General features: G+C 53.4%; 27 protein-coding genes. 17 read left to right on the top strand and 10 right to left on the bottom strand.

Annotated elements, in window-relative coordinates; genetic code table 11:
• Positions 1-60: 60 nt before the first annotated feature.
• Positions 61-1,527 (bottom strand): chromosomal replication initiator protein DnaA, encoded by a 1,467-nt coding sequence (gene dnaA, locus KO116_RS00005; RefSeq protein ID WP_035556369.1) that lies wholly within the window; start codon positions 1,525-1,527, stop codon positions 61-63.
• 534 nt (positions 1,528-2,061) lie between these two features.
• Between dnaA and rpmH the strand changes: the two genes are divergently transcribed.
• The 4 genes from rpmH (at position 2,062) to mnmE (ending at position 5,907) form a co-directional block, all read left to right on the top strand.
• Positions 2,062-2,196: a 50S ribosomal protein L34 gene (gene rpmH / locus KO116_RS00010; RefSeq protein WP_008959105.1), complete on the top strand. Its 135-nt coding sequence runs from the start codon at positions 2,062-2,064 to the stop codon at positions 2,194-2,196.
• Positions 2,197-2,209: 13 nt separating this feature from the next.
• On the top strand, positions 2,210-2,602 hold the full coding sequence (gene rnpA / locus KO116_RS00015) for a ribonuclease P protein component (RefSeq protein ID WP_082072518.1): 393 nt from the start codon (positions 2,210-2,212) through the stop codon (positions 2,600-2,602).
• Positions 2,603-2,723: 121 nt separating this feature from the next.
• On the top strand, positions 2,724-4,433 hold the full coding sequence (gene yidC, locus KO116_RS00020; protein ID WP_035556366.1) for a membrane protein insertase YidC: 1,710 nt from the start codon (positions 2,724-2,726) through the stop codon (positions 4,431-4,433).
• A 103-nt stretch (positions 4,434-4,536) separates the two neighbouring features.
• Positions 4,537-5,907, top strand: coding sequence for a tRNA uridine-5-carboxymethylaminomethyl(34) synthesis GTPase MnmE (gene mnmE / locus KO116_RS00025; RefSeq protein WP_035556364.1), 1,371 nt, complete (start codon positions 4,537-4,539; stop codon positions 5,905-5,907).
• Between the two features lie 30 nt (positions 5,908-5,937).
• Here the strand turns inward: mnmE and KO116_RS00030 are convergent, their stop codons facing one another.
• From KO116_RS00030 to KO116_RS00070, 9 genes are all read right to left on the bottom strand, one after another.
• Entirely contained in the window at positions 5,938-6,783 is an 846-nt protein-coding gene (locus KO116_RS00030) for a 23S rRNA (adenine(2030)-N(6))-methyltransferase RlmJ (protein WP_035556362.1), read from the bottom strand.
• Between the two features lie 88 nt (positions 6,784-6,871).
• Positions 6,872-7,546, bottom strand: a complete 675-nt coding sequence (locus tag KO116_RS00035) for an OmpA family protein (protein ID WP_035556360.1) — start codon at positions 7,544-7,546, stop codon at positions 6,872-6,874.
• Between the two features lie 44 nt (positions 7,547-7,590).
• Positions 7,591-8,775: a radical SAM family heme chaperone HemW gene (hemW, locus tag KO116_RS00040; RefSeq protein WP_035556358.1), complete on the bottom strand. Its 1,185-nt coding sequence runs from the start codon at positions 8,773-8,775 to the stop codon at positions 7,591-7,593.
• A complete protein-coding gene (gene rdgB, locus KO116_RS00045; RefSeq protein WP_035556355.1) occupies positions 8,768-9,376 on the bottom strand; it encodes an RdgB/HAM1 family non-canonical purine NTP pyrophosphatase in 609 nt (202 codons plus the stop codon). Before rdgB ends, hemW begins: the two co-directional genes overlap by 8 nt.
• A gap of 413 nt (positions 9,377-9,789) precedes the next feature.
• Positions 9,790-10,059, bottom strand: coding sequence for a hypothetical protein (locus KO116_RS00050; protein ID WP_235272453.1), 270 nt, complete (start codon positions 10,057-10,059; stop codon positions 9,790-9,792).
• A gap of 171 nt (positions 10,060-10,230) precedes the next feature.
• Positions 10,231-11,511: a glutamate-1-semialdehyde 2,1-aminomutase gene (gene hemL, locus KO116_RS00055; RefSeq protein WP_035556353.1), complete on the bottom strand. Its 1,281-nt coding sequence runs from the start codon at positions 11,509-11,511 to the stop codon at positions 10,231-10,233.
• Positions 11,512-11,547: 36 nt separating this feature from the next.
• On the bottom strand, positions 11,548-12,357 hold the full coding sequence (gene thiD / locus KO116_RS00060; RefSeq protein WP_035556349.1) for a bifunctional hydroxymethylpyrimidine kinase/phosphomethylpyrimidine kinase: 810 nt from the start codon (positions 12,355-12,357) through the stop codon (positions 11,548-11,550).
• Positions 12,357-12,788 carry a protoporphyrinogen oxidase HemJ gene (hemJ, locus tag KO116_RS00065; protein WP_035556346.1) on the bottom strand — a complete coding sequence of 144 codons (432 nt, stop codon included), beginning with the start codon at positions 12,786-12,788 and terminating at the stop codon, positions 12,357-12,359. Before hemJ ends, thiD begins: the two co-directional genes overlap by 1 nt.
• Positions 12,789-12,797: 9 nt before the next feature.
• Positions 12,798-14,618 carry a chloride channel protein gene (locus KO116_RS00070; protein WP_035556343.1) on the bottom strand — a complete coding sequence of 607 codons (1,821 nt, stop codon included), beginning with the start codon at positions 14,616-14,618 and terminating at the stop codon, positions 12,798-12,800.
• 134 nt (positions 14,619-14,752) lie between these two features.
• Between KO116_RS00070 and argC the strand changes: the two genes are divergently transcribed.
• From argC to KO116_RS00135, 13 genes are all read left to right on the top strand, one after another.
• Entirely contained in the window at positions 14,753-15,787 is a 1,035-nt protein-coding gene (gene argC / locus KO116_RS00075) for an N-acetyl-gamma-glutamyl-phosphate reductase (protein ID WP_035556341.1), read from the top strand.
• 125 nt (positions 15,788-15,912) lie between these two features.
• Positions 15,913-16,266, top strand: coding sequence for an iron-sulfur cluster insertion protein ErpA (erpA, locus tag KO116_RS00080; protein WP_008959085.1), 354 nt, complete (start codon positions 15,913-15,915; stop codon positions 16,264-16,266).
• 148 nt (positions 16,267-16,414) lie between these two features.
• A complete protein-coding gene (locus KO116_RS00085) occupies positions 16,415-17,191 on the top strand; it encodes a transporter substrate-binding domain-containing protein (protein ID WP_035556337.1) in 777 nt (258 codons plus the stop codon).
• A gap of 116 nt (positions 17,192-17,307) precedes the next feature.
• Entirely contained in the window at positions 17,308-17,979 is a 672-nt protein-coding gene (locus tag KO116_RS00090) for an amino acid ABC transporter permease (protein ID WP_007112208.1), read from the top strand.
• 23 nt (positions 17,980-18,002) lie between these two features.
• A complete protein-coding gene (locus KO116_RS00095; protein WP_035556479.1) occupies positions 18,003-18,761 on the top strand; it encodes an amino acid ABC transporter ATP-binding protein in 759 nt (252 codons plus the stop codon).
• Positions 18,762-19,355: 594 nt separating this feature from the next.
• Positions 19,356-21,260, top strand: coding sequence for a tRNA uridine-5-carboxymethylaminomethyl(34) synthesis enzyme MnmG (mnmG, locus tag KO116_RS00100; protein ID WP_035556333.1), 1,905 nt, complete (start codon positions 19,356-19,358; stop codon positions 21,258-21,260).
• A complete protein-coding gene (gene rsmG / locus KO116_RS00105; protein WP_035556332.1) occupies positions 21,257-21,916 on the top strand; it encodes a 16S rRNA (guanine(527)-N(7))-methyltransferase RsmG in 660 nt (219 codons plus the stop codon). Before mnmG ends, rsmG begins: the two co-directional genes overlap by 4 nt.
• A gap of 48 nt (positions 21,917-21,964) precedes the next feature.
• Positions 21,965-22,732, top strand: coding sequence for a ParA family protein (locus KO116_RS00110; protein WP_035556329.1), 768 nt, complete (start codon positions 21,965-21,967; stop codon positions 22,730-22,732).
• A 15-nt stretch (positions 22,733-22,747) separates the two neighbouring features.
• Complete coding sequence (locus KO116_RS00115) at positions 22,748-23,677, top strand: ParB/RepB/Spo0J family partition protein (protein ID WP_035556326.1); 930 nt, start codon at positions 22,748-22,750, stop codon at positions 23,675-23,677.
• 205 nt (positions 23,678-23,882) lie between these two features.
• Entirely contained in the window at positions 23,883-24,275 is a 393-nt protein-coding gene (locus KO116_RS00120; RefSeq protein WP_035556323.1) for an ATP synthase subunit I, read from the top strand.
• Positions 24,276-24,308: 33 nt separating this feature from the next.
• Positions 24,309-25,136 (top strand): F0F1 ATP synthase subunit A, encoded by an 828-nt coding sequence (gene atpB, locus KO116_RS00125; protein ID WP_035556320.1) that lies wholly within the window; start codon positions 24,309-24,311, stop codon positions 25,134-25,136.
• 75 nt (positions 25,137-25,211) lie between these two features.
• On the top strand, positions 25,212-25,439 hold the full coding sequence (gene atpE, locus KO116_RS00130) for a F0F1 ATP synthase subunit C (protein WP_022521051.1): 228 nt from the start codon (positions 25,212-25,214) through the stop codon (positions 25,437-25,439).
• 76 nt (positions 25,440-25,515) lie between these two features.
• Positions 25,516-25,986: a F0F1 ATP synthase subunit B gene (locus KO116_RS00135; protein ID WP_035556318.1), complete on the top strand. Its 471-nt coding sequence runs from the start codon at positions 25,516-25,518 to the stop codon at positions 25,984-25,986.
• Positions 25,987-25,996 lie beyond the last annotated feature (10 nt).

Genomic DNA, 25,996 nt, shown 5'->3' on the forward strand with positions numbered 1-25,996 from the left:
CAATACTCCGGTTCTATATCCTGAAAGACCTGCGCGTAACAGGCCCGTCCCATAGGGTGGTTAACTGGTCAACAGGCGCAGCAGATTCTTGTAATCCTCACGAATATCCGCGCTCTCTTCCTGCAATGATTTCACTTTTCGGCAAGCGTGTAACACCGTTGTGTGGTCACGCCCACCAAAGGCATCACCAATCTCCGGCAAACTATGATTGGTTAGCTCCTTAGCAAGCGCCATCGCCACCTGACGAGGGCGGGCAACCGAACGTGAACGGCGCTTGGAGAGCAAGTCCGCTACCTTGATCTTGTAATACTCCGCGACTGTGCGCTGAATATTATCGACGCCCACCTGCTTGTCTTGAAGGGCCAACAAATCCTTCAGCGATTCGCGAATAAAGTCTTGGGTAATTGTTTTGCCCATGAAGTGCGAATCAGCGATGACCTTTTTCAATGCACCTTCCAATTCGCGCACGTTGGAACGAATTTTCTGAGCAATAAAGAAAGCTGCATCGTGAGGTAAATCGACCTTAGCTTGGTCGGCCTTTTTCATCAAGATGGCTACGCGGGTTTCAAGTTCCGGCGGTTCAATCGCGACCGTGAGCCCCCAACCAAAGCGTGATTTAAGGCGCTCCTCTACCCCACTGATCTCTTTAGGATAGCGGTCAGAGGTCAGGATCATTTGCTGACCACCTTCTAATAACGCATTGAAGGTATGAAAAAACTCTTCCTGGGAACGCTCTTTGCCAGCGAAAAACTGAATATCATCAATAAGTAATGCATCAACACTGCGATAAAAGCGCTTGAAATCGTTAATCGCATTGAGCTGTAACGCCTTGACCATATCGGCGACAAAACGCTCTGAGTGCAGATAGACCACGCGGGCATTTTCGCGCCGCGTTGCCAGCGCATTACCCACGGCGTGCATCAAGTGAGTTTTACCAAGACCCACGCCGCCGTATAAAAACAGCGGGTTATAAGCGCCGCCGGGGTTTTCAGACACCTGGCGGGAGGCAGCGCGAGCCAGTTGGTTTGATTTACCTTCAACAAAAGTATCGAAAGTAAAATTCGGGTTTAGTCCGCTACCATGTTTCAGGCTGCCCTCTACCTGTACCTGGCGCTCATTATTACGCCGACTGGGAGCTTCATCACGCAGCCTGCCTATTTCACGCTCATCGGCAATATCGCCGCGCGGAGGCGTATGAACAGCCGGTGCCGAAGGACGCGATGGAGAAGCCGATACGGGGTTGCCCAAGTCGCGATGCTGAGGTGCCTGCGTGGCCGGACGGCGACTACCTACCGTCAAACTCACTTTCGGCGGCTTGGCCGGCGCGAGCTCACGCATTAGTTCACTAATCCGCTTGGCATACTTATCGCTCACCCAATCGCGCACAAAGCGATTCGGCGCCAATAAGCGCAGCTCGTTGGACTCTCCTTCTTCTGCCTGCAGCGGGCGTATCCAGGTATTGAACTGCTGTGAATTCAGCTCATCCTGCAGGTTGTCCAGGCACTGTTGCCAAAGCGTCAGTGACACTCATCTCACCATCGGTTGAAAACGGCCGACCATTGTAGCGCCCAAAGCCTCGGTTATCCACACGGGTTTAAGCTTGAATATTGCCCTGTGGACAACTTGCAGTGAGCCTACGGGAAAACCATGTGGAGGAACGGGGATAATTAACAAAAAAGCGACTTACGTTTAGGTTAAACACATCTACTTAACATCTTGTAGACTGTTTATACGGAACTTACACACAGATTTTTTATGTCTATAGGCAATTGATAAATAATAATTAAAACCACTTATCCACAAATAGTATCCCCACTATTAATAACAACAGGTTTAGAACTACTTATTAGTAATAATAGCCAGAACATAGATTGCTATAATTCTCACTGCCAGCATGGCCGCAATGACGCCACAACGCTTTTTATGCAAGGAAAAATTGCACCCAGCAAAGGAAGTCTCTACAATTTCCGGTCTTGAATTGAATCTCCCCGGCTAGTTCCTCACTGGACCGGGCTTTTTGGAATTCACTTTCCGTCCTAAACCACGTGGGAATAACGAGTTATGAAACGCACTTTTCAACCTAGCGTTCTCAAGCGCAAGCGCGCGCATGGCTTCCGTGCTCGTATGGCAACCAAAAACGGTCGCGCCGTCCTCGCACGTCGCCGTGCCAAGGGCCGCAAGCGTCTGAGCGCCTGATCTCGGATTGCGTGTGCCACAGAAAGGCTTTCCCCGGCAGTTACGGTTACTAAATGCTGGGGATTTCAGTCACGTGTTTGAGCAAGCCGACCTGAAAGTGCATGGCAAAGGTATGATGGCGTTAGTTCGCTTAAGTACTCGGGGATACCCCCGCCTTGGACTGGTAGTCAGCAAAAAAAATGTCAAACGCGCCGTAGATCGCAACCGTTTCAAGCGTCTCGTTCGAGAATCTGTCCGTCTTCGTCAAGATCACTTACCCTCTGTGGATATCGTGGTGCTTGCCCGACGCGGCGTTCAGGATATCGACAACGACACCTTGCATCGCCAGTTACACGGCATGTGGAAGCGACTTCAGCGTGACGCACAGGCGGTGATCGCAGCACCAACGCCAGAGCGTGACACGTGACCTTTGGTGCACACCTCGCCGCTCGACCTCGGCCTGCCGTCTGGCAGGCTTTCGTGTGTCAAGGGTCGAGTAAATGACACTGCGCCATTAGCATGTTCACCACCCAGCGGGCAGAACCCTCATGGACGTAAAACGACTTTTATTACTGATTCCACTAGCCGTACTGGCGTACTTGCTAGTCGTCCAGTGGAATCAGGATTACGGGCAGCCGAATTACGATTCAGTGCCTGAAACGACTCAACGCAGTAATTCAGTACCATCTAGCAATTCAGTACCATCCCGCAATGTTGACGATGGCGAGGGCGGCTTAGCCGTTCCGAGTACCACATCGCAGCCAAATGCGGTTGGTGAAGGTATTCCTGGCGATACTGAAAGCGAAACGTCTAGCCGTGATTTCATTGCCGTAACGACCGATGTTCTTGATGTACGTATTGATCCACACGGTGGCGATATTGTTTACGCCGCGTTACCTCAGCACAAACTTTCCCTCGAGTCAGAGCGGAACTACGTGCTGTTGTCGGATAACAGCAGCCGCAGCTACGTGGCTCGCTCAGGCCTTCAGCTTGATGGTCAAGCAAGCCGCATCGCGTTCACGCCTGAAAATACCGACTATCGTTTAGGCGATAACGATGAAGAGCTGAGCATCGACCTAACCGCCGACGTTAACGGCGTCGAGGTTATTAAGCGCCTCACATTTGAGCGCGGCAGTTATGCGGTTAACGTCAATTACTACCTAGCCAATAACACCGATGCACCGGTTAGTGCGCGCTTTATTGGTCAGTTGGCACGCGATAATAGCCCCGATCCTTCAAGCGGCGTTTCAATGGGTATGAACTCCTATCTGGGGGCTGCCTACTCAACGCCGGATGCACGATACGAAAAGATCGACTTTGAAGATATTCAAGCCAGTAACTTTGAAAACCGCGAAGCACAGGGCGGCTGGATTGCAATTATTCAGCACTACTTTGTCTCGGCATGGGCACCTCAGCAGGATCAGCAAAACCTCTACTACGTTACCACCGACTCAAGTAATCGTAACGTCGTAGCCTTTGCTGGCCCCACTAGCAGCATTGCCGCAGAAGGCGAAGCCACGTTAGGTGCTACCCTTTATATGGGTCCGAAGATTCAGGACTACCTAGAGCAGGTGGCACCAAACCTTCGCTTAACCGTGGATTACGGTTGGCTATGGTTTATCGCTAACCCCCTCTTCTGGTTGCTGGATAAGATCCACGACATCGTCGGTAACTGGGGCTGGTCGATTGTATTGCTAACGGTGCTGGTTAAGACCGTGCTGTTCCCGCTTTCCGCCAAAGCCTACAAATCCATGGGCCGCATGCGTAAGCTCGGTCCTGAAATGCAGCGCCTGAAAGAGATGTATGGCGACGATCGTCAGAAGATGTCGCAAGAAATGATGAAGTTCTACCAGAAGGAGAAGATCAATCCGCTGGGGGGCTGTCTACCTATTGTGATTCAGATGCCGGTCTTCATCGCGCTTTACTGGATGTTGCTGGAATCGGTCGAACTGCGACACGCACCGTTTATCTTCTGGATTCAGGATCTATCGGTGAAGGATCCGTACTTCATTCTGCCGATCCTGATGGGTATTTCGATGTTCGTTCAGCAAATGTTGAACCCGACGCCCCCGGATCCGATGCAGGCGAAGATCATGAAGATGCTACCCATCATCTTTACCTTCTTCTTCCTGTGGTTCCCGGCGGGTCTGGTCATCTACTGGGTGGTCAACAACATCATTTCGGTGGCGCAACAGTACTACATTACGCGCAAAATCGAGAATGACCCGACCATCGGCAAAGGCATGAAGACCAAATAGCCTGCCGTGGTAGTTGAAGCCTTCAGACCCCCGCCCAGTGCGGGGGTCTGGCGTTTTAAAGATGACAAACTCACACTGTACGCATCCATTAAAGAGGCTCGCCATGGTTGAACGACTTTATACTCAAGATACGATTACCGCATTGGCTACCCCTCCTGGACGCGGTGGTGTTGGTATCATTCGCGTCTCAGGGCCTGCCTGCCGCGCTATCGCCGAGGCCATACTAGGTCACTGCCCCTCTCCTCGTTACGCCCATTACGGCCCCTTCCAGGGCGCTGAAAGCATTATTGATGAAGGCATCGCCCTGCTCTTCAACGGTCCCCACTCGTTTACCGGTGAGGACGTCCTTGAATTACAGGGCCACGGCGGTCCCATTATTATGGATATGCTGTTGGAGCGCTGTGTGGCTCTCGGCGCACGTCTAGCGCGCCCTGGCGAGTTTTCTGAACGGGCTTTTCTCAATGACAAGCTCGATCTGGCCCAGGCAGAAGCTATCGCCGATCTGATTGATGCCACTTCCCGCTCAGCGGCCGAAAATGCCGTGCGCTCGCTCCAGGGGGAATTCTCGAAGCGCGTGTCAGCGTTGGTGCAGCGGCTGATCGAGCTACGTGTTTACGTTGAGGCGGCGATTGATTTCCCAGAAGAGGAGATCGACTTTCTTGCCGACGGCCATGTGGCTGAGCACTTGAACAGCGTTCAGCAAACGTTAATCGACGTGCGCCAAGCAGCAGGCCAGGGCGCTCTGATGCGTGAAGGTATGAGCGTGGTAATCGCAGGGCGGCCCAATGCAGGCAAATCGAGCCTGCTGAATGCCCTCACGGAGCAAGACACCGCCATTGTAACGGATATTGCCGGTACGACCCGGGATGTGCTGCGCGAACATATTCATATCGACGGTATGCCGCTGCATATCATCGACACCGCCGGACTGCGCGATACACCTGATGCCGTTGAGAAGATCGGTGTCGCTCGCGCCTGGGCCGAGATAGAGAAAGCCGATCGCGTACTGCTGTTAGTGGATGCCAGCACGACCGCCTCAACCGACCCCATGGCCATCTGGCCCGAGTTTGTCGCCCGCCTGCCCGATCAGCAGCGCTTGACGTTAGTGCGCAATAAGATTGATACCAGTGCGGAACCGCCTGGATTAGATTTATCCACAACGCCCCCCACCGTACGTTTATCCGCTAAAACGGGCGAGGGTGTGGATAACTTAAAAGCACATTTAAAAGATATCATGGGCTTTGCCGCCACCACCGAGGGTCGCTTCTCTGCCCGCCGACGGCATTTAGATGCCTTAGATCGTGCTATGGCAGCCCTTGATACAGGCCGTGCTCAGCTTGATGGCTACGGCGCAGGAGAGCTGCTAGCGGAAGATCTGCGCGATGCTCAGCAGGCATTGGGCGAAATCACCGGTGAATTCAGCGCCGATGATTTACTAGGCGAGATTTTCGGCAGCTTCTGCATCGGTAAGTAAGAGAGCTACTCGTTACCCTCGTTACCAACACTACTCTCCCACCCACCAATCCGCCTGATAGCGACTAGAAGAACCTAATAACGGCGTAATTTCCGCCATTGCAGCGGCTAGTCGCTCATCCAAGCCCCAGGGCGGATTAATCACCACCATGCCGCTGCCAAACATGCCGTGAACCTGCTCACCGGATTCACGCAGCAGCAGCTCGCTGCGCCATATTTTGCGCTGCCCGCTCTCTTTCAAGGCATCTAATAGCGTGTGATGGTGGCCAGCGGGTAGCAGCGGATACCAGATCAATACCACGGCATGGCGCGCTTTCTCCAGTGTATAAGCGACGGTATCGGCCACTTCCTGATATTCCACTTTGCGCTCATAACTGGGGTCGATGAGTACACATAGCCGTGGTGTTATCGCGGGCAACATGGCCTCCAGCCCCGCCAGTCCATCGCCAAACACACGCTGGGCGTTAGCTGGCAACTCCTGAGTAGAAAGTTGCTCGTGCTCGCCGGGATGCAGCTCAAACAGCCGCAGTTGATCCTGCTCACGCAACGAATGACTCAGCCACCAGGGAGAGCCTGGGTAGTGCGTCAGGGTTGCTGAGGAGGCTTGAGCAGTGGCTACCGCTGCTTGCCACGCGATCAGCAACGGATCGTTTAGCTCATTGCGGGTTTGCCACAGCGGCCCTATGCCTTCGCGATACTCTTGCAAACGTTGCGTCTCTTGCGCATTAAGGGGATAAAGCCCTCGTCCTGCATGAGTGTCGACATATGTAATAGCCGTTTTTTTACGTAATAAATGATTAATCACCGCGTAAAGTGTCAGATGTTTATGCACATCCGCAAAATTACCGGCATGGTAGGCATGTTGGTAGGACAGCATGAAGACTCATCAGCAAGTGAATAAAAAAGCCCGCTATGGGAGCATAGCGGGCTTTAGTCGGCAACAGCCAGGTTAATTCAAGAACGTATCAACCTTGACCATTACCGGTAGGGGTTAGGGTAATTTCAACGCGACGGTTCTGGGCTCGACCCTGCTCATTGTCATTACTGGCCACTGGCTGAGTAGCACCATAGCCCGAGGTATTAAGACGCGTGGACGAAACGCCATTCTGGGTGAGGTAGCTCGATACGGCTTGAGCGCGACGCTCGGAGAGACGCTGATTGTAGCTAGCATCGCCGGTGCTATCGGTGTGGCCGGCGATACTAACGCGGGTGTCTTGGTACTGAGTGAGAACATTAGCGACTTCATTAAGAGAGCCGCGCGCTTCGCTGGTCAGTTCAGCTGAGTCAAAACCAAAGGTGACACCGCTAGGCATATTGAGCACGATATCGTCGCCACGGCGATCAATCTCAATGCGCGATCCTTGCAAGTTTTCACGCAGTTGCTGCTCTTGGCGATCCATATAGACACCAATGCCAGCACCGGCTGCCGCACCTACGGCCGCACCAATCAGTGCACGATCACGGCGGCTAGTACTACCGTCGCCAGACAGCGCACCGGCAGCGGCACCCACAGCGGCACCAATACCAGAGCCCATCGCGGTGCTAGAGCGCTGCGTTTGGCCACCGTAAGGATCCGATGTGGCGCAACCTGCTAATAAAATAGCGGCTGCCAGCGGTGTCAGTAGTCGAGAAATACGCATCACTCACTCCTTGTTTATGTTCAGGACATCTTTTTATTCACTGGTCAATCTTCATTAATTAAAGCCAGCAACTCGTTCAAGAATAATAGACCTTGAGGCGATGCACGCAGTTTTTCAGGCATTTGCATCAAAAGTCCTTTTTTCTCGGCGGTTTGTAAACGCGTAAGTAACATATCAGAAGAGAGCCCAGTATTGGCCTTCCATGCCTCGAGCGACACCCCATCAGTGAGCCGTAGAGCATTCATGGCAAACTCCAAAGGTAGCTCGTCCGCTGATATAACCTGCTTACCCGCTATAAAGCCACGCAGGTCATCCATGCGCTTTAAATAAGCATCCGGCTGGCGGGTTTTCCAACGCCGCTCAATACGCCACTCACCGTCTGGATCAATATGGCTTAGCTTGCCATGGGCCCCGGCGCCAATCCCAAGGTAGTCGCCAAACTGCCAGTAATTAAGGTTATGCAGACTCTGACGACCATCGGTTGCATAGGCCGAAATTTCGTAGCGCTTAAACCCGGCCTGCTCCAAAAGCTGATGACCGCTGTCCTGGATATCCCAGAGTGCTTCTTCCTCAGGCAACGTCGGTGGATGGGAGTGAAAGGCCGTATTCGGCTCAAGGGTAAGCTGGTACCAGGAGAGATGCTCCGGCGCTAACGACAGCGCTTGGGCAATATCATCCATCGCCAGTTGAGGCGTCTGACCAGGCAAGCCATGCATAAGATCAATGTTAATATTTGTAAAACCCGCCTGGCGAGCCTGCGTAACCGCAGTGACCGCTTCGTCACCGCTATGAATTCGCCCCAGCGCATGCAGTTGATCGGGCTGAAAGCTTTGAATACCTAGCGATAAACGATTAATGCCTGCCTTTCGATAACCGATAAATCGCGCCTGTTCCGTGGTGCCGGGATTTGCCTCCAAGGTAATCTCGATGCCATCAGCAAACGGCAAACGGACTTCAATCTCGCTCAATAAACGGTCATAAAACCAAGGCGACAGCAGGCTGGGTGTCCCGCCACCGATAAAGATTGTCTGTATTTCTCGCCCAGCCGCTAAGGCGAGATCGCTATCCAGGTCTTGTAACAATGCGTCGAGATAAGCGGCTTCAGGCAAATCGCGAGGCGTAAAACCGTGTGTACCCGGCTCATGGGAGTTGAAATCACAATACGGGCATTTACGGACACACCAGGGGGTATGGATATATAGAGATAGTGGCGGCAACGTATCAACCATGCGCCACCTGCAGTAACTCCACCAAGCCTTGCAGCGCGCGCCCACGGTGACTAAGGCGATTTTTACTTTCACTCGGCAACTCGGCAACGCTCATACCCTGGTCGGGTAGCCAGAAAAGCGGATCATAGCCGAACCCCTCTTTCCCCCGTGGATGGGCAAGAATCTCGCCTTCCCAACTGCGTTGCACAATCACCGGCACTGGGTCTTTCGGGTGACGTAAATAAACAAGTACACACCAGTAACGGCCACTACGCTGTCCTTCTGCACAATCGCTGAGTGCGGCTAACAACGTTTCATTATTTTTCTCATCGCTCTTTGGTTCACCACCGTAACGGGCCGAGTAAATACCCGGTGCGCCTTGTAGGGCGTCTACCTCAAGCCCTGAATCGTCTGCTAATGCAGGTAATCCACTAATAAGACTCGCTTCTCGAGCCTTTAATAACGCATTTTCAACGAATGTTAACCCTGTTTCTTCAACCTCAGTAACACCAAAGTCTGCCTGAGGACGCACATCGAAGCCTAGCGGAGATAGTAATTGATTGAATTCTCGTAACTTTCCAGCATTACCGCTGGCTAGGACAAGTGTATTAACTGATGCCATGACACGCACTCCAAACAGTAGAGCACCAGTTTACGCGCTCATTGAACGTATCAAAAGCCAGCAAAATATTGCTCAACGTATCTGAAATGAAGCCACGTTGAAAATTATATGTCTGTAATTAAGATCCTGATAAATATATATTTCACCAAAATTCTAAAAACATAGGTGGTTATTCAATTTATTTTTACCTCTTATCTAATAACAAAACTTTACGAAACTTATCTTATAAGCAACACTTCAGGGGTTACCTGCTCACTCTTTCTTTCCATGAGGGCGACCCAATGTCGCAGGAAAAGTCTACTGGCTAGGTCTATATCGTTACCGATAAAAGTCCCCAAGCTCAGCTGTTCGCTGAATACTTGAATAAACATACCGGGTGCCCAACTAAGCTAGCACAGCCCCTGTGTCGATTATTAACTAATCATGAGCATCAAGGTACCTCCCGCCCCATGAGTAGACGAACGCGACCGATTGCTGCCTTTTTGAATATCTACCTCTAGCCGTTCATCATCACTTAACAGCTTTACTGTGCCTTCCAATTCTGTACCCGTAAAGGTGTACTCAGCAGGTACTGTCCCGCTCTCTTCAACGTGCTCGGTGGTTTCGCCTTCGTGGGTAATCCGCCAATGGGCGGAAAACTCTGCGCCCGGCGAACCGCTCATGGTGATATGGATCTGGGTCATGTTTTGCTCCTGAGGCGTCTGTGCAGCGAGCGGGAAACAGGCTAGCAGCCCCGCCGCGCAGGTCACGTATCGCCAAGCCGCTGGTCGTATCATGAGTGTAACTCTCATCTAAGCAATAGCCGCTCACCTTGAGCGGCTATTGCAGTATAGCGGGCTTTTAGTTACTTGCCGTTACATAACGGCAAAGGCTTTTTCTGCTGCATCCAGGGTGAACTGGATGTCTTCCGGTGTGTGTGCGCTGGACATAAAGCCTGCTTCGTAAGCAGAAGGCGCCAAATAAACACCGTGATCAAGCATCGCGCCAAAGAAACGGCGGAAGGCATCCGGGTTACAGGCGGTGGCTTGGGCAAAGTTATCGACACGACTTTGAGAGGTAAAGAAGAGCCCAAACATACCGCCCGCCGACTGCGTCATCATCGGCACCCGTGCGGCATTGGCACGCTCCTGAAGGCCAGTGCAAAGCGTGTTAACCCGCTGGGTAAGCGCATTGTGAAAGCCTGGTACCTGTAGCTTGGTAAGTAGTGCAACGCCTGCGGCCATGGCCAGCGGGTTACCCGACAACGTGCCCGCTTGGTAAATCGGCCCCAGAGGGGAGATGTTTTGCATTATCTCGCGCTTGCCACCAAAGGCGCCCACCGGCATGCCACCACCGACAATTTTTCCCAAGCAGGTTAGATCGGGCACTATACCGTAGTGGGCTTGGGCACCGCCCAATGCCACTCGAAAACCGGTCATCACTTCGTCAAAAATCAGCACGCTACCGTACTCGTTACATACCCGGCGCAGGGTTTCCAAAAAGCCCGGTTGCGGCGGAATGCAATTCATATTGCCAGCAACGGGTTCAACGATAATGCAGGCAATCTGATCACCGATTTCGTTGAAACACGCCTCAACCCCTTCAGGGTCGTTAAACGAGAGCGTAATGGTGTGTTCAGCCAGCGACGCAGGCACGCCCGGCGAGCTGGGTTCGCCGTGGGTAAGCGCACCTGAGCCCGCTTTAACCAGCAACGAATCAGAATGGCCGTGGTAATTACCTTCAAACTTAACGATCTTATCGCGGCCGGTGGTACCTCGCGCCAGGCGTATCGCCGACATAGTCGCTTCGGTGCCCGAGCTGGTCATGCGCACCATATCCATGGAGGGAATCATTTCGCAGATCAAATCCGCCATGGTGGTTTCGACGGCGGTCGGGGTACCAAAGGACAGACCGTTGTCTAATCGCGCTCGCACGGCAGCCAATACGTCTTGGTCGGCATGCCCAGTGATCATGGGTCCCCAGGAGCCGACATAGTCCACGTAGCGATTGCCTTCAACGTCAAACAGAAAGGCACCTTGAGCACGCTCCATAAAGACTGGCGGGCGGTGTAACCCTTTAAACGCCCGAACGGGTGAGTTTACGCCGCCCGGTATATGACGACTGGCAAGTTCAAACAGTTCAGCTGATGTAGTCATGGCATCCTCTCGGTCAATGGCGTACAGAAGATAGGATCAAAAACGGACAGCCCGTGAAAAACGATGCGGCAAACATTGGCCGCTGGGCGGTTGAAAGCCTTGAGACAAACTTTGCCAGGTAAAGCGCTGGGCCTGCTCACAAGCAGTTGGTAAGCGCTCACCAACAGCAATACGTGCGGCAATGGCCGATGCCAGCGTGCAGCCAGAGCCATGGAAGAGTTCGGGCAAACGCGGCCACTGCCACTGGCGAGTGGTATCGGGCGAGTGCAGTGTGTGCACTACCTGCTGGTCATTGCCGGGCAACGGTTCATCCGTAGCCGTGACCAGGATGGCTTGGCACCCCTGTGACATCAGTGCCACCGCGCGGGCCGTATCATCGAAAGGGGTGATGATGTCGGGCGTAAGCTGGGCCAACTCAGCGCGATTCGGCGTTAAGATATCCACAAGCGGTAGCAAGCGATCAATAAACAATTGACGCAAAGCAGGTGTGGATAACTCAGTTCCGCCACCGGCTTTAAAGACCGGATCGGCCACCACGGGAATGCCTGGAAAACGGCGAATAATTTGCTCTGCGGCGCGCAGGGTGTCTTCGTCGGCGAGTAGGCCAAGCTTAATCGCCGCGACCTGCATCTCACTAATTGCCTCGGCCATTTGGCGCATCGCGGTCGGATCAGCAGGGATCACGCGTGTCACATTATGACAATTTTGTACCGTCAGCGCAGTGGGGATCGTTACCGCCCAACCACCACAGGCAGCAATAGATTCGCTATCAGCGATTAACCCTGCCCCACCAGTCGGATCATGCCCGGCGAGTACCAACACCACGGGAGGAAGTGGTTGACGCATCAAAAGGGCTTCACAACGGCGAGAATAATAATCGCCACCAGCGCAATCACCGGTGCTTCGTTAAACCAGCGGAAAAACACATGTCCTTTGGTACAACGATCCTGGGCAAACTGCTTTAAATAGATCAAACAAACGTGATGATAGGCAATAAGCAGAACCACTAGCGCCAGCTTGGCGTGCATCCAGCCCTGGCTAAACCATTCGGGCACCAGGTAGAGCATCCAGCCACCAAAAATGAGCACCGCAATCATCGAGGGTGTCATGATGCCACGGTAGAGCTTACGCTCCATGGTTTTGAAATAACTGATAGCCAGTTCGTCGCCATTATCCCGCGCAGTGGCGTGATACACATACAGGCGGGGTAAATAGAACAGCGCAGCGAACCACGTCACTACGGCCATTAAGTGAATAGCCTTCACCCATAGGTACATTGTCGCTCCTTAAAGTGATGAATCCTTCTCGCGTTTATCAGTGCCAAGGTCATCGGCGCCGCGTGGGTCAGTGTAGTGATAATAACGCTCGATGGCGCCACGGGTGATAATACCTGAAATACGCCGCTGCTTTGGCCGATAGCCGTGCACAACGTAGAGCGCCCCTAGGGCATTATCCTGCAGTTTTAGAAACGCTTCAGAAAGCGTCGCCTGTAAACCAATCGGCGCCAGCTCCAAACGCTGCCCAGGGATTTCGAGTAGATCAATCAACTCATCCGCAGGCGGCTCTTCACCCTGCAGCGCCTCATCGTGTTCAAGTAGCCAGCGTGCCAATTCAGCTGCTTTTAGCGCCAGCACTGGTTTTTCCTCTGTTGAGCGCTCAATAACTAACCACACCGGGTTGGTTTCTAATAAAAGTCGCGCTTGATCAGGCGTGATCATGCGATCGGTGCGCACCAGTTGACGCTCCATCACCGCAGGCACCGAAACCCGTGAGAGTGCTTGCATCAACGGTTGCTGAAGCGGGTGCAGTCCGTAGCGCACCGTGCTGATAAAAAAGCCTTCACAGCCAGTCAATTGACGCGAGGTTAAACACGCCACCACCACCGCCAACATGCCGGGAAGCATAATACTCGGCGTGTGGGTTAACTCCAAAAGCGCCATTAGCGCAGCCAGGGGCGCTTGTAACACCGCCCCCATCATTGCAGCCATACCAAGCATCGCGTAAATGCCAGGATCCGCGGCTTTATCGGACCAAAGCCAGCCCCCCAGTAAACCAAACAGCGCGCCTGTGGCAGCGCCTATGACCAACACCGGGCCGATAATACCGATGGGAACACCGCCAGCGACGGTTAGCGCCGTAAGCAGCAGTTTGACGATCATTAGCGCCAGCAGCACTTTAACTTCCAGCTGGTTATTGAGCGCCGCCGCCACGCTGTCATAGCCGATGCCCTGAACCTGGGGGAACCACCAGGCCACCGCGCCAGTTGCCACCCCTACCAAGCCAAGACGCAACCAAAGCGGCCACTGCATAATCCGCTGACTGCGTGAAATATGAATAAACAGCCCGGCAAGCAGACCAATCACCAGTCCGGTAACCACTATCCACGGCAAGTTGATCAGTGAGCCCAGTGCTATCTCGGGGATACGGAAAGCGGGTTCGTTGCCATACGCCAACTGCGCCACCAGCGCGCCCATGGTAGAGGCCAAAATCACGGGCATAAAGCTCATTAAAGTGTACTCCATCATCACCACTTCCATGGCAAAGATGACACCCGCGATAGGGGTGTTAAAAGAGGCGGAAATAGCAGCTGCGGTGCCGCACGCCACGAGTACTCTAAGGCTATTATTAGGCAAACGTATCTGCTGACCAAGCCCGCTAGCCGCCGCTGCCCCCAAGTGAATAGCCGGGCCCTCACGACCCGCAGACAAACCACCTAGCACCACGACAACGCCCACCCACCACTGATTGAGCCAGTTGCGTAACGGAAAACGGCCTTGATGATAGGTAAGCCGCTCAATCACGTGGCCAACGCCCAGCTTGCGCGCTGCCGGTTTTTGCCGGTACAGCAGCACACCCACAAGGGTAACCGCCAGCATGGGTAGCAGCGCACGTAGCCAGGGTGCCATGCTTTCAAACGCTTCTGGATCGCCATCGGTCATGTAAAGCGCGGCGCCCGCTTCCAATAGCAGTCGAAACGCCACCATCACAGCGCCGGTAATAACCCCCGAGACAAGGCCCAGCAAACAGAGTTGCGGAAGGGCGTCGACGTTGGCCAACTGGCGACGAAAACTCTCTAAGGTAAAATCCGATCGGGAAAAACGCGCCACAGCGACCTTCCTTGCTCTTGTATCTTTACACTCTTGTGTATCATAGCTGGATACGCTTAAACAGCTTGGTGTCCTATGCTTAAGCTAATAGCGAATTTGGTTTTCTACTCAGCGGCATCCGTAAGGAGTGATTTGTGATTAAGGTCGGCATTGTTGGCGGTACCGGTTACACCGGCGTTGAACTACTGCGGCTACTCGCCCAGCACCCCCACGTCAACGTAGCCATGATTACCTCGCGCTCGGAAACCGGCGTCAAGGTGTGCGATATGTACCCCAACCTGCGCGGCCATTACGACACGCTGGCGTTTAGCGAGCCGGACGCCAAACAGCTGGGCGCCATGGATGCGGTATTTTTTGCCACACCTCACGGCGTTGCTCACGCCCTGGCGGGTGAGCTACTCGAAAACGGCACTCGGGTGATCGATCTATCGGCCGACTTCCGGCTGCGCGATGCCGACGAGTGGAGCCGTTGGTACGACCAGGCCCACGGCGCCCCGGAACTGTTGCAAGAGGCGGTCTACGGGCTGCCGGAAATGCACCGTGAGAAAATCAAAGAAGCACGTTTAATCGCCGTACCCGGCTGCTACCCCACTGCCGTTCAATTGGGCTACCTGCCGCTTCTGGAAGCGGGTTTGATCGACCCAGGTCAACTGATTGCCGACTGCAAATCCGGCGTTACCGGCGCAGGTCGTGGCGCTAAAGTAGGTTCACTGCTCGCTGAAGCCAGCGAGTCGATGAAAGCCTATGGCGCCTCGGGCCACCGCCACCTGCCGGAAATTAGCCAAGGACTTAGGGATATCCAGCAGTCCACGGTGGGTTTAACCTTTGTGCCCCACTTAACGCCGATGATCCGCGGCATTCACGCCACCCTTTACGGCCAGCTCACCACTGAGCCCGGCGATCTGCAGGCTCTATTTGAGCAGCGCTACGCTAACGAACCCTTTGTCGATGTGATGCCTGCTGGCAGTCACCCAGAGACGCGCAGCGTCAAAGGCATCAATACCTGCCGCCTAGCGGTCCATCGCCCCAGCAATGGCAATACGGTCGTGGTGCTATCGGTGATTGATAATTTGGTCAAAGGCGCCTCGGGCCAAGCGATCCAAAACCTCAACCTGATGTTCGGCTTTGACGAGAATACTGGACTTACCACCCCAGCAGTGATGCCTTAAACACCTCCAAAACCAGCAGGCTGTGACAACTCATTCCCAGCAATAGTTGACCAATTTGCTGGGAATTACCCATAATCACCCCCCAATGCCGATTTATTCGTTCTTTAAGCTCGCGGGAGGTACCCATGAGCGGTGCAGAAGCCTTTGTTCCGACCCCACTACTGCTCTCTGATAGTGCACGCAAACGTATTAACGCACTGATTGCAGAAGAAAATAACCCATCACTCAAACTGCGGGTCTACGTGACCGGTGGCGGCTGTTCGGGTTTTCAGTACGGCTTCGACTTTGCTGACAATGTCGCCGACGATGACACTGTGATTGAGTTCGGTGAGGCCGCACTGGTCGTCGACCCCCTCTCTTACCAGTATCTGGTGGGCTCCACGGTCGACTACGAAGAAGGCTTAGCGGGCGCACGTTTTCGCGTTCAAAACCCCAATGCCACCACCACCTGCGGCTGCGGCGCTTCCTTTATGGTCTAAACAGCGTTGGCCCACGACGCTCCCCGTGACTTGACGCCCTGACGGTTTCTCGCCAAGGTTGATAGGTCAATAACGGCTAAAAAGGATATTCGAGCGCCATACCTTGCTCGGAAACCCGCTACTAGCCACATAAAGCACGGGGAAACTTATGAAAGTTGCACTACCACTCAGCCTGACCAAAACAACGCTTGCACTCGCACTGGGATTGGGCAGCGCCACTGCCGCCATGGCTCAAACGCCATCGGTGAACGTGGCCACTGACCCAAGCTTTGTGCCATTTGAAATGATGGATCAAGAGACCGGCGAAATGGTCGGCTTCGATATGGATATCATCAACGAAGTCGCCGAACGTGCAGGCTTTGAAGTCAACCTGACGACCATGGAATTCTCCGGCATCATTCCCGCCGTGCAAACGGGTAGTCAAGAGATCGCCATCGCCGGTACCACCATCACTGACGAGCGCTCTGAAGTCGTTGACTTCTCCGACCCCTACTACGATTCAGGTTTACGCATCATTGTCCGCGCCGATAACGACAGCGTCGAGACACTAGAAGACCTCCAAGACCTCGCCGTCGGTACCAAAATTGGTTCCACCAGTTATGACTACCTTCAGCAAGAACTCGGCGAAGATGCTGAAATCACCCCCTTCCCAGGGACTGCCGACATGTACATGGCGCTGCTAGGCCGCAACGTCGACGCCGTGCTCTATGATGCCCCTAACGTCTCTTACTTCTCGCAAACTCGCGGTGAAGGCCGTACCAAGGTTGTTGGCCCTCTGTATGAAGGTCAGCAGTACGGCATCGTGTTCCACAAAGGCAGTGAGTGGGTAGAGCCGACTAACGAAGCGTTGGCCGCCATGCGCGAAGATGGCACCTACGATGAGATCTACACCAAGTGGTTTGGTGAAGCGCCTAGCGAAGAGTGAGTATAAAAGCTCTCTATTAGCGTAACGCTGTTACAGGGCCGGGTGGCCACAACCCCCGGCCCTGCTGCATTTCTCATGTGTTTTTTGTCATCTGCTTTTGTTTCAGGAGTCTACGCGTGGACGTCAATTTTCAGTTTGATTGGTCGGCAGCGTTTGGGTCTATCCCTTACCTGCTGCCGGGTATTCCCTGGACGCTGCTTATCTCGTTTGGCGGTCTCGCCATCGGATTCTTTATCGGAATATTCTTTGGCCTATTACGTATTAGCCGCCTGCGTTGGCTACGCTGGCCAGCCATCGTTTACGTCGAAGTATTTCGCGGCACGCCTATCCTGGTACAAGTACTGTTTATTTTTTACGGCTTGCCGCAACTATTAGGCAGCCCAATTAACGCGCTGGTCGCCGGTATTGCTGCGATCGCGGTTAATTCCGGTGCTTACATTTCAGAAATTGTGCGTGGCGGTGTGCAATCAATTGAACGCGGCCAGGGTGAAGCATCACTCTCCCTAGGGCTCTCCCGCACTCAAGCATTTCGCTACGTTATCTGGCCCCAGGCGTTTCGGCGCATGATTCCTCCCCTCGGTAACCAGGGCATCATCAGCATCAAAGACACCTCACTGTTTTCAGTGATAGGCGTCGGTGAGCTAGTGCGTCAGGGGCAGATCTATATCGCCACCACCTTTACGGCGCTTGAGGTCTACTTCATGGTCGCCCTGATGTACCTGGCAATCACCTGGACCCTCTCCATCATCCTGCGTCAACTCGAGCGCAGAGGCCTGGCCGGACAATAAGGATACGCGCAATGAGCGAGACAATGAGCAACACAACGCAACCAATTGTGCGTATGCAGCAGCTCAATAAACACTTTGGCAGTCTGCACGTACTCAACGATATTGATCTGACGATTGTGCCTGGTGAAGTAGTGGTGATTATCGGTGCCAGTGGCTCAGGCAAATCCACACTAATTCGCTGTATTAACGGTTTGGAAGAGTTCCAATCGGGCAGCCTGGTGGTCGACAGCAACGAACTACTGCCCCATGGAAAGAGTACCCAAGCGCTGCAAACCATCCGTACCGAAGTGGGTATGGTGTTTCAGCAGTTCAATCTTTTTCCCCATCTCAGCGTGATCGATAACGTCACCCTGGCACCGATGAAAGTACGTGGTTTAAGCCGTGACGACGCGGTCAGCAACGCCAAACGCTTGCTTGACCGGGTAGGTATCGCTGATCAGGCTGACAAGTACCCCAGCCAGCTCTCAGGCGGCCAACAGCAGCGTGTGGCACTCGCCAGAGCCCTGGCGATGGAACCCCGCCTGATGCTGTTTGACGAGCCCACATCGGCGCTGGATCCGGAAATGATCGGTGAAGTGCTGGATGCCATGCGCGAGCTGGCCAAAGAGGGCATGACCATGGTGATTGTTACCCATGAAATGGGCTTTGCCCGCGAGGTCGCCGACCGGGTGATTTTTATCCATAAAGGCGAGATTACCGAGCAGGGCCACCCTGAAAAACTGTTCGATTCTCCTCAACACGAACGTACTCAATCCTTCCTTGCTCGCGTGCTCAAACATTAAATTGAGCCCCTTCTACGCGTTAAAATAACCGCCAATTCACGCTGAATAACGCTTTTTTACTGGCCTGTCGACACGACAGGCCATTTTTTTGCCTGTGGATAAACTTTTTTTACATTGATCGGTTTTATCTCCGTAAGGCCCACCATGTACATCGCTTAGCGTTAGCTCCACACCAATCGTTGATTGTTCACAGGTGCGGTAACAACCCAGGTACTGGACGGTGGATAAGCCGTGGCTAATTACAGCTGTGGATAAAGCACTATTCCATCCACAGGCTTAACACCCTTTCTGCCCAGGAACTCCCGCCTTCAAACATGTAGAAGTCAACAATATAAGCGCATGAAATTATTAAGAATAAATCGCTTACACACAGAAATTGTCCACACTAGTAATTACAACATTTACAGAACTTCTCTTATTTTATATTTATGTTGTTATTAATAGAGACTGTTTAACAATTTGGGGTGTGGAAAAACCTGACGGTTACCCACAGGGGGTTTATACTTGCCGCCTCATTGATCTAAGGTGGCTGCGTCTAGAATCGACTGCACTGGCCACATCATCCGTGCCGATAGGCACAAGACGAGGTGTCTCTTGAATTACCCCGACCGCTTTGACGTGATTGTCATCGGCGGTGGCCATGCGGGAACTGAAGCCGCACTGGCCTCTGCTCGCATGGGCTGTCAGACCCTGCTGCTCACCCATAACATCGAAACTCTGGGCCAAATGTCGTGTAATCCCGCCATCGGTGGCATCGGCAAAAGTCACTTGGTCAAGGAAATTGATGCACTGGGCGGTGCCATGGGGCTTGCCACGGACTTGGGTGGCATCCAGTTTCGCGTGCTCAATGCCAGCAAAGGGCCCGCCGTTCGGGCCACTCGTGCCCAGGCTGACCGCATCCGTTACAAGGCAGCGATCCGCGGAATGCTGGAAAACCAGCCCAACTTAACGATCTTCCAGCAAGCCGCTGGCGATCTGATTGTGGATAACGACACCGTACGAGGCGTCGTCACGGAAACCGGCATCCGCTTTCATGCCGACAGCGTCGTGCTGTGTACCGGGACATTTTTGGGTGGCGTGATTCACATTGGTTTGGATCAAAGCAAAGGTGGCCGAGCAGGCGATCCGCCCTCCAACGCGCTGGCCGAACGTCTGCGCGCACTGCCATTTCGCGTTGATCGCCTAAAAACCGGCACACCGCCGCGTATTGATGCCAAAAGCGTGGATTTTTCCCAGTTGGAAGAGCAGCCCGGCGATAGCCCAACGCCGGTTATGTCCTACCTGGGATCACGGGAAATGCATCCTCAGCAGGTGAGTTGCCATATTGCTCACACCAATCAGCAGACTCACGATCTGATTCTGGCCAACCTTGATCGCTCGCCGATGTATTCCGGTGTGATCGAAGGCATCGGGCCGCGTTACTGCCCATCGATTGAAGACAAGGTTCATCGCTTTGCCGATAAATCGAGCCATCAGGTGTTTATCGAGCCCGAAGGTTTGGATACCCATGAGCTCTACCCCAACGGCATCTCGACCTCGCTGCCGTTTGACGTTCAGATTCAAGTCGTGCGTTCTATCAAAGGCCTGGAAAACGCCCATATCACCCGGCCTGGCTACGCCATTGAGTACGACTTTTTTGATCCGCGGGATTTAAAACACTCGCTGGAAACAAAATTTATCCACAACCTGTTTTTTGCCGGCCAGATTAACGGCACTACCGGTTACGAAGAAGCCGGTGCTCAAGGTTTGCTCGCAGGCCTGAATGCCGCCCGTCGCGCTCAAGAGCTGGATGCCTGGTATCCCCGCCGCGATGAAGCCTATCTCGGTGTGCTGGTCGATGATCTAATCACCATGGGCACCAAAGAGCCCTACCGGATGTTTACCTCCCGGGCGGAGTACCGCCTGCTGCTACGCGAAGACAACGCGGATCTGCGTTTAACTGAAGCGGGCCGAAAATTGGGGCTTGTCGACGACACGCGCTGGTCAGCGTTTAGCCAGAAACGTGAGGCTATCGAACAAGAGCGCGCGCGGTTAACCACCCTGTGGATACAACCGGGAAGTCCAGCGGCTGAACAAGTGGCCGAAAAAACCGGCGCACCGCTCACTCGCGAGTATTGCCTGAGTGATCTGCTTAAACGCCCTGAATTAAATTACAGCGATTTGGCCAATCTGCCCGGTATCGAGGGCACCCTGGTCACTGACCCGGCAGTCGCCGAGCAGGTACAAATTCAGGCTAAGTATCAAGGCTATATTGATCGCCAGCAGCATGAGATCGATAAGCTCAAGCGCCACGAAGCCACGCCACTGCCTGCGGAACTGGATTATTTGAAAGTGGAAGGCTTGTCTAACGAAATTCGCCAAAAACTGGCTGAAGCGCGGCCAGAAACGCTTGCCCATGCGGCGCGGATTTCAGGCGTCACCCCGGCGGCCGTCTCTATTTTGCTGGTGCATCTGAAAAAGCGCCGATTGGTGGCAGCGGCTGAGGTAGTTAACGGATGAGTTCGTTGAACCCACTGTTGAAAACTCTGCCTGCAAGCGTTGCACTACGGCTTGATCAAGGGCTTAGCCAGTTAGGCATCGCCGTTGACGAACATCAACGCGAACAGCTGTTAGGCTTATTGGCACTGTTGCACAAGTGGAACCGGGCTTATAACCTCACAGCGGTACGCGAGGTGGATGACATGGTGTCGCGCCACGTGTTGGATAGCGCCGCTGTGTTGCCCTATGTGCAGGGGCCGCGGCTACTGGACGTGGGCGCGGGCCCTGGACTTCCTGGCATCGTATTAGCGATATTAGCCCCCCAGCTTGATGTGACACTGCTGGATAGCAATGGCAAAAAGGTGCGCTTTCAGCGACAGGCGGTAATGGAGCTAGGGCTTGAAAACGTCACTCCCGTACAGGCGCGGGTGGAACAGTTTGAAGCCGCCGCTTTTGATCAGGTGATTTCCCGGGCATTTGCCAGCTTGGTCGATTTTGTCACCTTGACCCGCCAGCTACCCAGCGCCGACGGCCAGTGGTTAGCCATGAAAGGCCCTGGGGCGGATGATGAACTGCGCGACCTGCCCGCCGGTATACGTTTACACCAGCGTCATTTGTTAGAAGTACCCTTTGAAGCAGCCCAGCGGCAGTTGCTGATCTTGAATTTTGAGAGCTGAATATTTAAAGCTGAACGTTGATTCTGACCCCCAGAAGGAGTTGAGCAAGTGAGCCAGATCATTGCCCTGACCAACCAAAAAGGCGGCGTGGGCAAGACCACCTCGGCCGTTAACCTGGCGGCCAGTCTCGCTGCGCTCGACCGTCGCGTACTGCTGGTGGATCTTGACCCCCAAGGCCATGCCAGCATGGGCAGTGGCATCGATAAATACGAGCTCGATAAAAGCGTTCTTGACGTTCTACTGGGCGAAGCAACGGCTGCTGAAACGATTGTCAAAAAGCTGGCGGTCAAGTACGACGTACTGCCGGGTAACGGTGATCTCACCGCCGCCGAAGTCGAGCTGCTGGATCGCGATAAAAGCGAGAGCTGCTTAACCAACGCACTGGCTTCGGTCTCGGATGCCTATGACGTAGTGCTGATCGACTGCCCGCCCTCTTTGAACATGCTAACCGTGAATGCATTAACGGCTTCCGATAGCGTGCTGATCCCTCTTCAGTGCGAATTTTACGCCCTGGAGGGGCTGTCAGCCCTGCTCGATACCGTTGAGCAGATTAAGCAAAATGTGAATCCAGATCTGGCCATTGCGGGCATTTTGCGCACCATGTACGACAAGCGCACCAGCCTAACGCGGGAAGTGGATAAGCAGTTGCGTGACTATTTTGGCGATATGCTATTGAAAACGACCATCCCGCGTAACGTGAAAGTTGCCGAAGCACCAAGCCATGGGCTGCCCGTTACGCAATATGCACGGTTCTCCCGGGGCAGCCAGGCCTACCGCGTGCTGGCGAAAGAGATGATTCGTCGCCTAGCGTTATAAAATGAGGAAAAGCGAATGACGCGTAAACCCGCGCTGGGACGTGGCCTGGATGCCCTGATTGGTGCCGGTGCCCGTCGCCGTGACAGCTTAGAACTTGCCGGTAGCGGCACCCCGTTGGAGCTTTCTGACGCCGCGCGCAGCGCTGTGGCCAGCGACGTTGCCGAGGATCGCCTTGAGCGCTTGCCGTTAGGGCAATTAACGCGGGGTAAATATCAGCCGCGCCGGGATATTCAGCCCGAAGCGTTAGAAGAGCTGGCGGACTCCATTCGCGCCCAGGGCGTGATGCAGCCCATTGTTGTGCGCCCCATCGGCGTGGATCGCTACGAAATTATTGCCGGTGAGCGCCGCTGGCGGGCAGCCCAACTTGCCGAGCTGGACGTCATTCCGGCAGTCATCCGGGAAGTCAGCGATGAAGTTGCCCTGGCGCTGGCGCTGATTGAAAACATTCAGCGTGAAAACCTCAACGCCATCGAAGAAGCCATGGCGCTCAAGCGACTGGGGGAAGAGTTTGAGCTTACCCAGCAGCAGATTGCCGACGCGGTGGGGAAATCACGCACCCAGGTGGCCAATCTGTTGCGTCTGCTGGCGCTAGATCCGGAAGTGCAAACCCTGCTCGAACGGGGTGACCTGGATATGGGACACGCAAGAGCGTTGCTGACGCTGAACAGTACCCAGCAGCGGCAGGTGGCTCATGAGGTGGTCAATAACGATATGACGGTGAGGGCCACCGAAGCGCTGGTGAAAAAAGTCCAAACCAGCCAAACGCCAATCAAAACGTCTAGCCGGCAAAGCAAACAGCCCGATGTGGCCAAGCTTGAAACCCACCTTGGCGAACTGCTTGGCGCGCCAGTTTCCATTGATCATGGCCAAAAAGGAAAAGGTAAGTTAACGATACGCTATACCAGCCTCGAAGAATTAGACGGTATCTTAAATCATATTAAATAGCAGGCTATTCAATATCCCGTAAGAAGCGCACACGTTTTCCCCCTTTGGTCGCAAATCAGCCCTTAAGCGGGCAAAATCGGTGCGACTTCGGTTGAAGGTGTGATAGCGCTTCCCTATAATCGCGCAAGATTTGTGCAGGTTGCCTTGGTTTGTCTAGCTATTAGCTTGTCGAGGTATTGGTTTTTATCAGTGAGGCTGGGCCGGTATGCAGCGATACGAAACCCAGCGTCGAAAAGCCTATGTCGTTCGACTCACGATCGCGCAACTGATGATCACCTTCGTTGGTATGCTAGCTGCCTATCTAGTCGCCGATTTAGAAGGTGTGTCATCGGTGTTTAAAGGGGCGCTGGTAGCCTTATTACCGCATGCCTTTTTTATCAAGCGAATGGGGGTTTTGCGCGGGACTAGCCCTTCAAAGGCTGCGATGCGCCTGTTTCGTGCCGAGGCTGGCAAGTTTGGTTTGACGGTGGCACTGTTTATTGCAGTGTTCGTGATAGCGCCCCCGTCAAACCCTACTTTCTTTTTTTATGCTTATGTTGCGGTTGTTCTAACGCATTGGCTTACGCCTTGGTTAATGCCAAAAAACGCCAATGCTTAGAAAATTGCACAATTAAATTGAGGTGACACATCCATGGCCGCAGGAAACGAAGTCTCAACGACTTACTATATCCAGCACCACTTGCAGAATTTGACCTTTGGCAATCACCCTGAAAACGGTTGGTCGCTGGCGCATTCGGCAGAAGAAGCAAGTGAAATGGGTTTTTGGGCCATCCACCTGGATACCATGGGCTGGTCGATTGCCATGGGGCTGCTGTTTATCTGGATTTTCCGCAAAGCGGGAAAAATGGCCACCACCGGTGTCCCCGGCGGTCTGCAAAACGCAGTAGAAATGGTGTTTGAATTTATCGAGAACATGATTCAAGGAACGTTCAAAGGACGTAACCCGATTATTGCCCCATTGGCATTAACGCTGTTCGTGTGGATATTCCTGATGAACTCGCTAAAAATAATTCCGGTGGATTTCTTCCCGGTCTTATTTGCCAAGCTCGGCGTGGATTACATGAAAATCGTCCCTACTACGGACGTCAATGCTACCCTGGGTATGGCGTTGGGCGTTTTCTGCCTGATTCTCTACTACAGCTTTAAGGTTAAAGGTGTAGGCGGTTTTGCCAAAGAGTTGTCTTTCACGCCTTTCAATCATTGGGCATTGATTCCCTTCAACCTTGTATTGGAAATCGTCGCTTTGTTGGTTAAGCCATTCAGTTTGGCAATGCGTCTATTTGGTAACATGTTCGCCGGCGAAGTCATCTTTATTTTAATCGCAATGTTGCCTTTCTGGGCAATCTGGGTGCTGGATGTGCCTTGGGCCATTTTCCATATATTAATCGTTACGTTACAGGCATTTATCTTTACCGTGCTGTCCGTTGTTTACCTGAGCGCAGCGCACGAACATCACTGAAGTAAACACTGTTTGTAAGACAATACCCTTAACCCTCAACCTTAGACTTTAACTTGAAAAACTAGGAGCATTACCATGGAACTTATCTACATTGCCGCTTCCATCATGATCGGTCTTGGCGCGCTAGGTACCGGCATTGGCTTCGCTATTTTGGGTGGCAAGCTGTTGGAATCTACAGCGCGTCAGCCGGAGCTAGGCGACCAACTGCAAACCAAAACCTTCCTTATGGCGGGTCTGTTGGATGCGGTTCCGATGATCGGTGTTGGTATCGCAATGTACCTGATCTTTGTTGTTGCCGGTTAATGACTGCTGAGCCGAGCGTTAAACGCTCGGTTTTGTTTCACTCCGGTCGCCACGAACTTGTCAGAGGTACATTCCTGTGAATATCAACATGACGCTAATCGGGCAGACGATCGCCTTCGCGATCTTTGTCTGGTTTTGCATAAAGTATGTGTGGCCTCCGATCAGCAACGCGCTTCATGAGCGTCAAAAGAAAATTGCTGATGGCTTGGATGCAGCCAGCCGTGCTAACCGTGATCTTGAGCTTGCTCAAGAACGGGCAGAACAGACGCTGCGCGAAAGCAAGGAGCAAGCTTCGCAAATTCTTGAGCAGGCTAACAAACGCTCTGCCCAGATAGTTGAAGAAGCCCGCGAACAGGCCCGCGCCGAAGGCGAACGCCTAGTAGCGAGTGCACGTTCCGAGATTGAGCAAGAAGTGAATCGCGCTAAGGATGAGCTTCGTGCCCAGGTCTCTTATCTCGCCGTTATGGGTGCCGAGCGTGTTCTTGAAGCGTCGGTCGACGAACAAGCCCATCGCAAGTTACTCGATGAGCTTGCTGCTGAACTGTAAGGAGGTGAAC

It is taken from the genome of Halomonas sp. KO116 (genome assembly GCF_000734975.2).
Lineage (GTDB): Bacteria > Pseudomonadota > Gammaproteobacteria > Pseudomonadales > Halomonadaceae > Vreelandella > Vreelandella glaciei.

Excerpts from the sequence above, each read along its gene's own strand:
- rpmH (WP_008959105.1), top strand. The coding sequence starts at position 2,062 with ATGAAACGCACTTTTCAACCTAGCGTTCTCAAGCGCAAGCGCGCGCAT.
- yidC (WP_035556366.1), top strand. The coding sequence starts at position 2,724 with ATGGACGTAAAACGACTTTTATTACTGATTCCACTAGCCGTACTGGCG.
- mnmE (WP_035556364.1), top strand. The coding sequence starts at position 4,537 with ATGGTTGAACGACTTTATACTCAAGATACGATTACCGCATTGGCTACC.
- KO116_RS00030 (WP_035556362.1), bottom strand. The coding sequence starts at position 6,783 with ATGCTGTCCTACCAACATGCCTACCATGCCGGTAATTTTGCGGATGTG.
- KO116_RS00035 (WP_035556360.1), bottom strand. The coding sequence starts at position 7,546 with ATGCGTATTTCTCGACTACTGACACCGCTGGCAGCCGCTATTTTATTA.
- hemW (WP_035556358.1), bottom strand. The coding sequence starts at position 8,775 with ATGGTTGATACGTTGCCGCCACTATCTCTATATATCCATACCCCCTGG.
- rdgB (WP_035556355.1), bottom strand. The coding sequence starts at position 9,376 with ATGGCATCAGTTAATACACTTGTCCTAGCCAGCGGTAATGCTGGAAAG.
- KO116_RS00050 (WP_235272453.1), bottom strand. The coding sequence starts at position 10,059 with ATGACCCAGATCCATATCACCATGAGCGGTTCGCCGGGCGCAGAGTTT.
- hemL (WP_035556353.1), bottom strand. The coding sequence starts at position 11,511 with ATGACTACATCAGCTGAACTGTTTGAACTTGCCAGTCGTCATATACCG.
- thiD (WP_035556349.1), bottom strand. The coding sequence starts at position 12,357 with ATGCGTCAACCACTTCCTCCCGTGGTGTTGGTACTCGCCGGGCATGAT.
- hemJ (WP_035556346.1), bottom strand. The coding sequence starts at position 12,788 with ATGTACCTATGGGTGAAGGCTATTCACTTAATGGCCGTAGTGACGTGG.
- erpA (WP_008959085.1), top strand. The coding sequence starts at position 15,913 with ATGAGCGGTGCAGAAGCCTTTGTTCCGACCCCACTACTGCTCTCTGAT.
- KO116_RS00085 (WP_035556337.1), top strand. The coding sequence starts at position 16,415 with ATGAAAGTTGCACTACCACTCAGCCTGACCAAAACAACGCTTGCACTC.
- KO116_RS00095 (WP_035556479.1), top strand. The coding sequence starts at position 18,003 with ATGAGCAACACAACGCAACCAATTGTGCGTATGCAGCAGCTCAATAAA.
- rsmG (WP_035556332.1), top strand. The coding sequence starts at position 21,257 with ATGAGTTCGTTGAACCCACTGTTGAAAACTCTGCCTGCAAGCGTTGCA.
- KO116_RS00115 (WP_035556326.1), top strand. The coding sequence starts at position 22,748 with ATGACGCGTAAACCCGCGCTGGGACGTGGCCTGGATGCCCTGATTGGT.
- KO116_RS00120 (WP_035556323.1), top strand. The coding sequence starts at position 23,883 with ATGCAGCGATACGAAACCCAGCGTCGAAAAGCCTATGTCGTTCGACTC.
- atpB (WP_035556320.1), top strand. The coding sequence starts at position 24,309 with ATGGCCGCAGGAAACGAAGTCTCAACGACTTACTATATCCAGCACCAC.
- atpE (WP_022521051.1), top strand. The coding sequence starts at position 25,212 with ATGGAACTTATCTACATTGCCGCTTCCATCATGATCGGTCTTGGCGCG.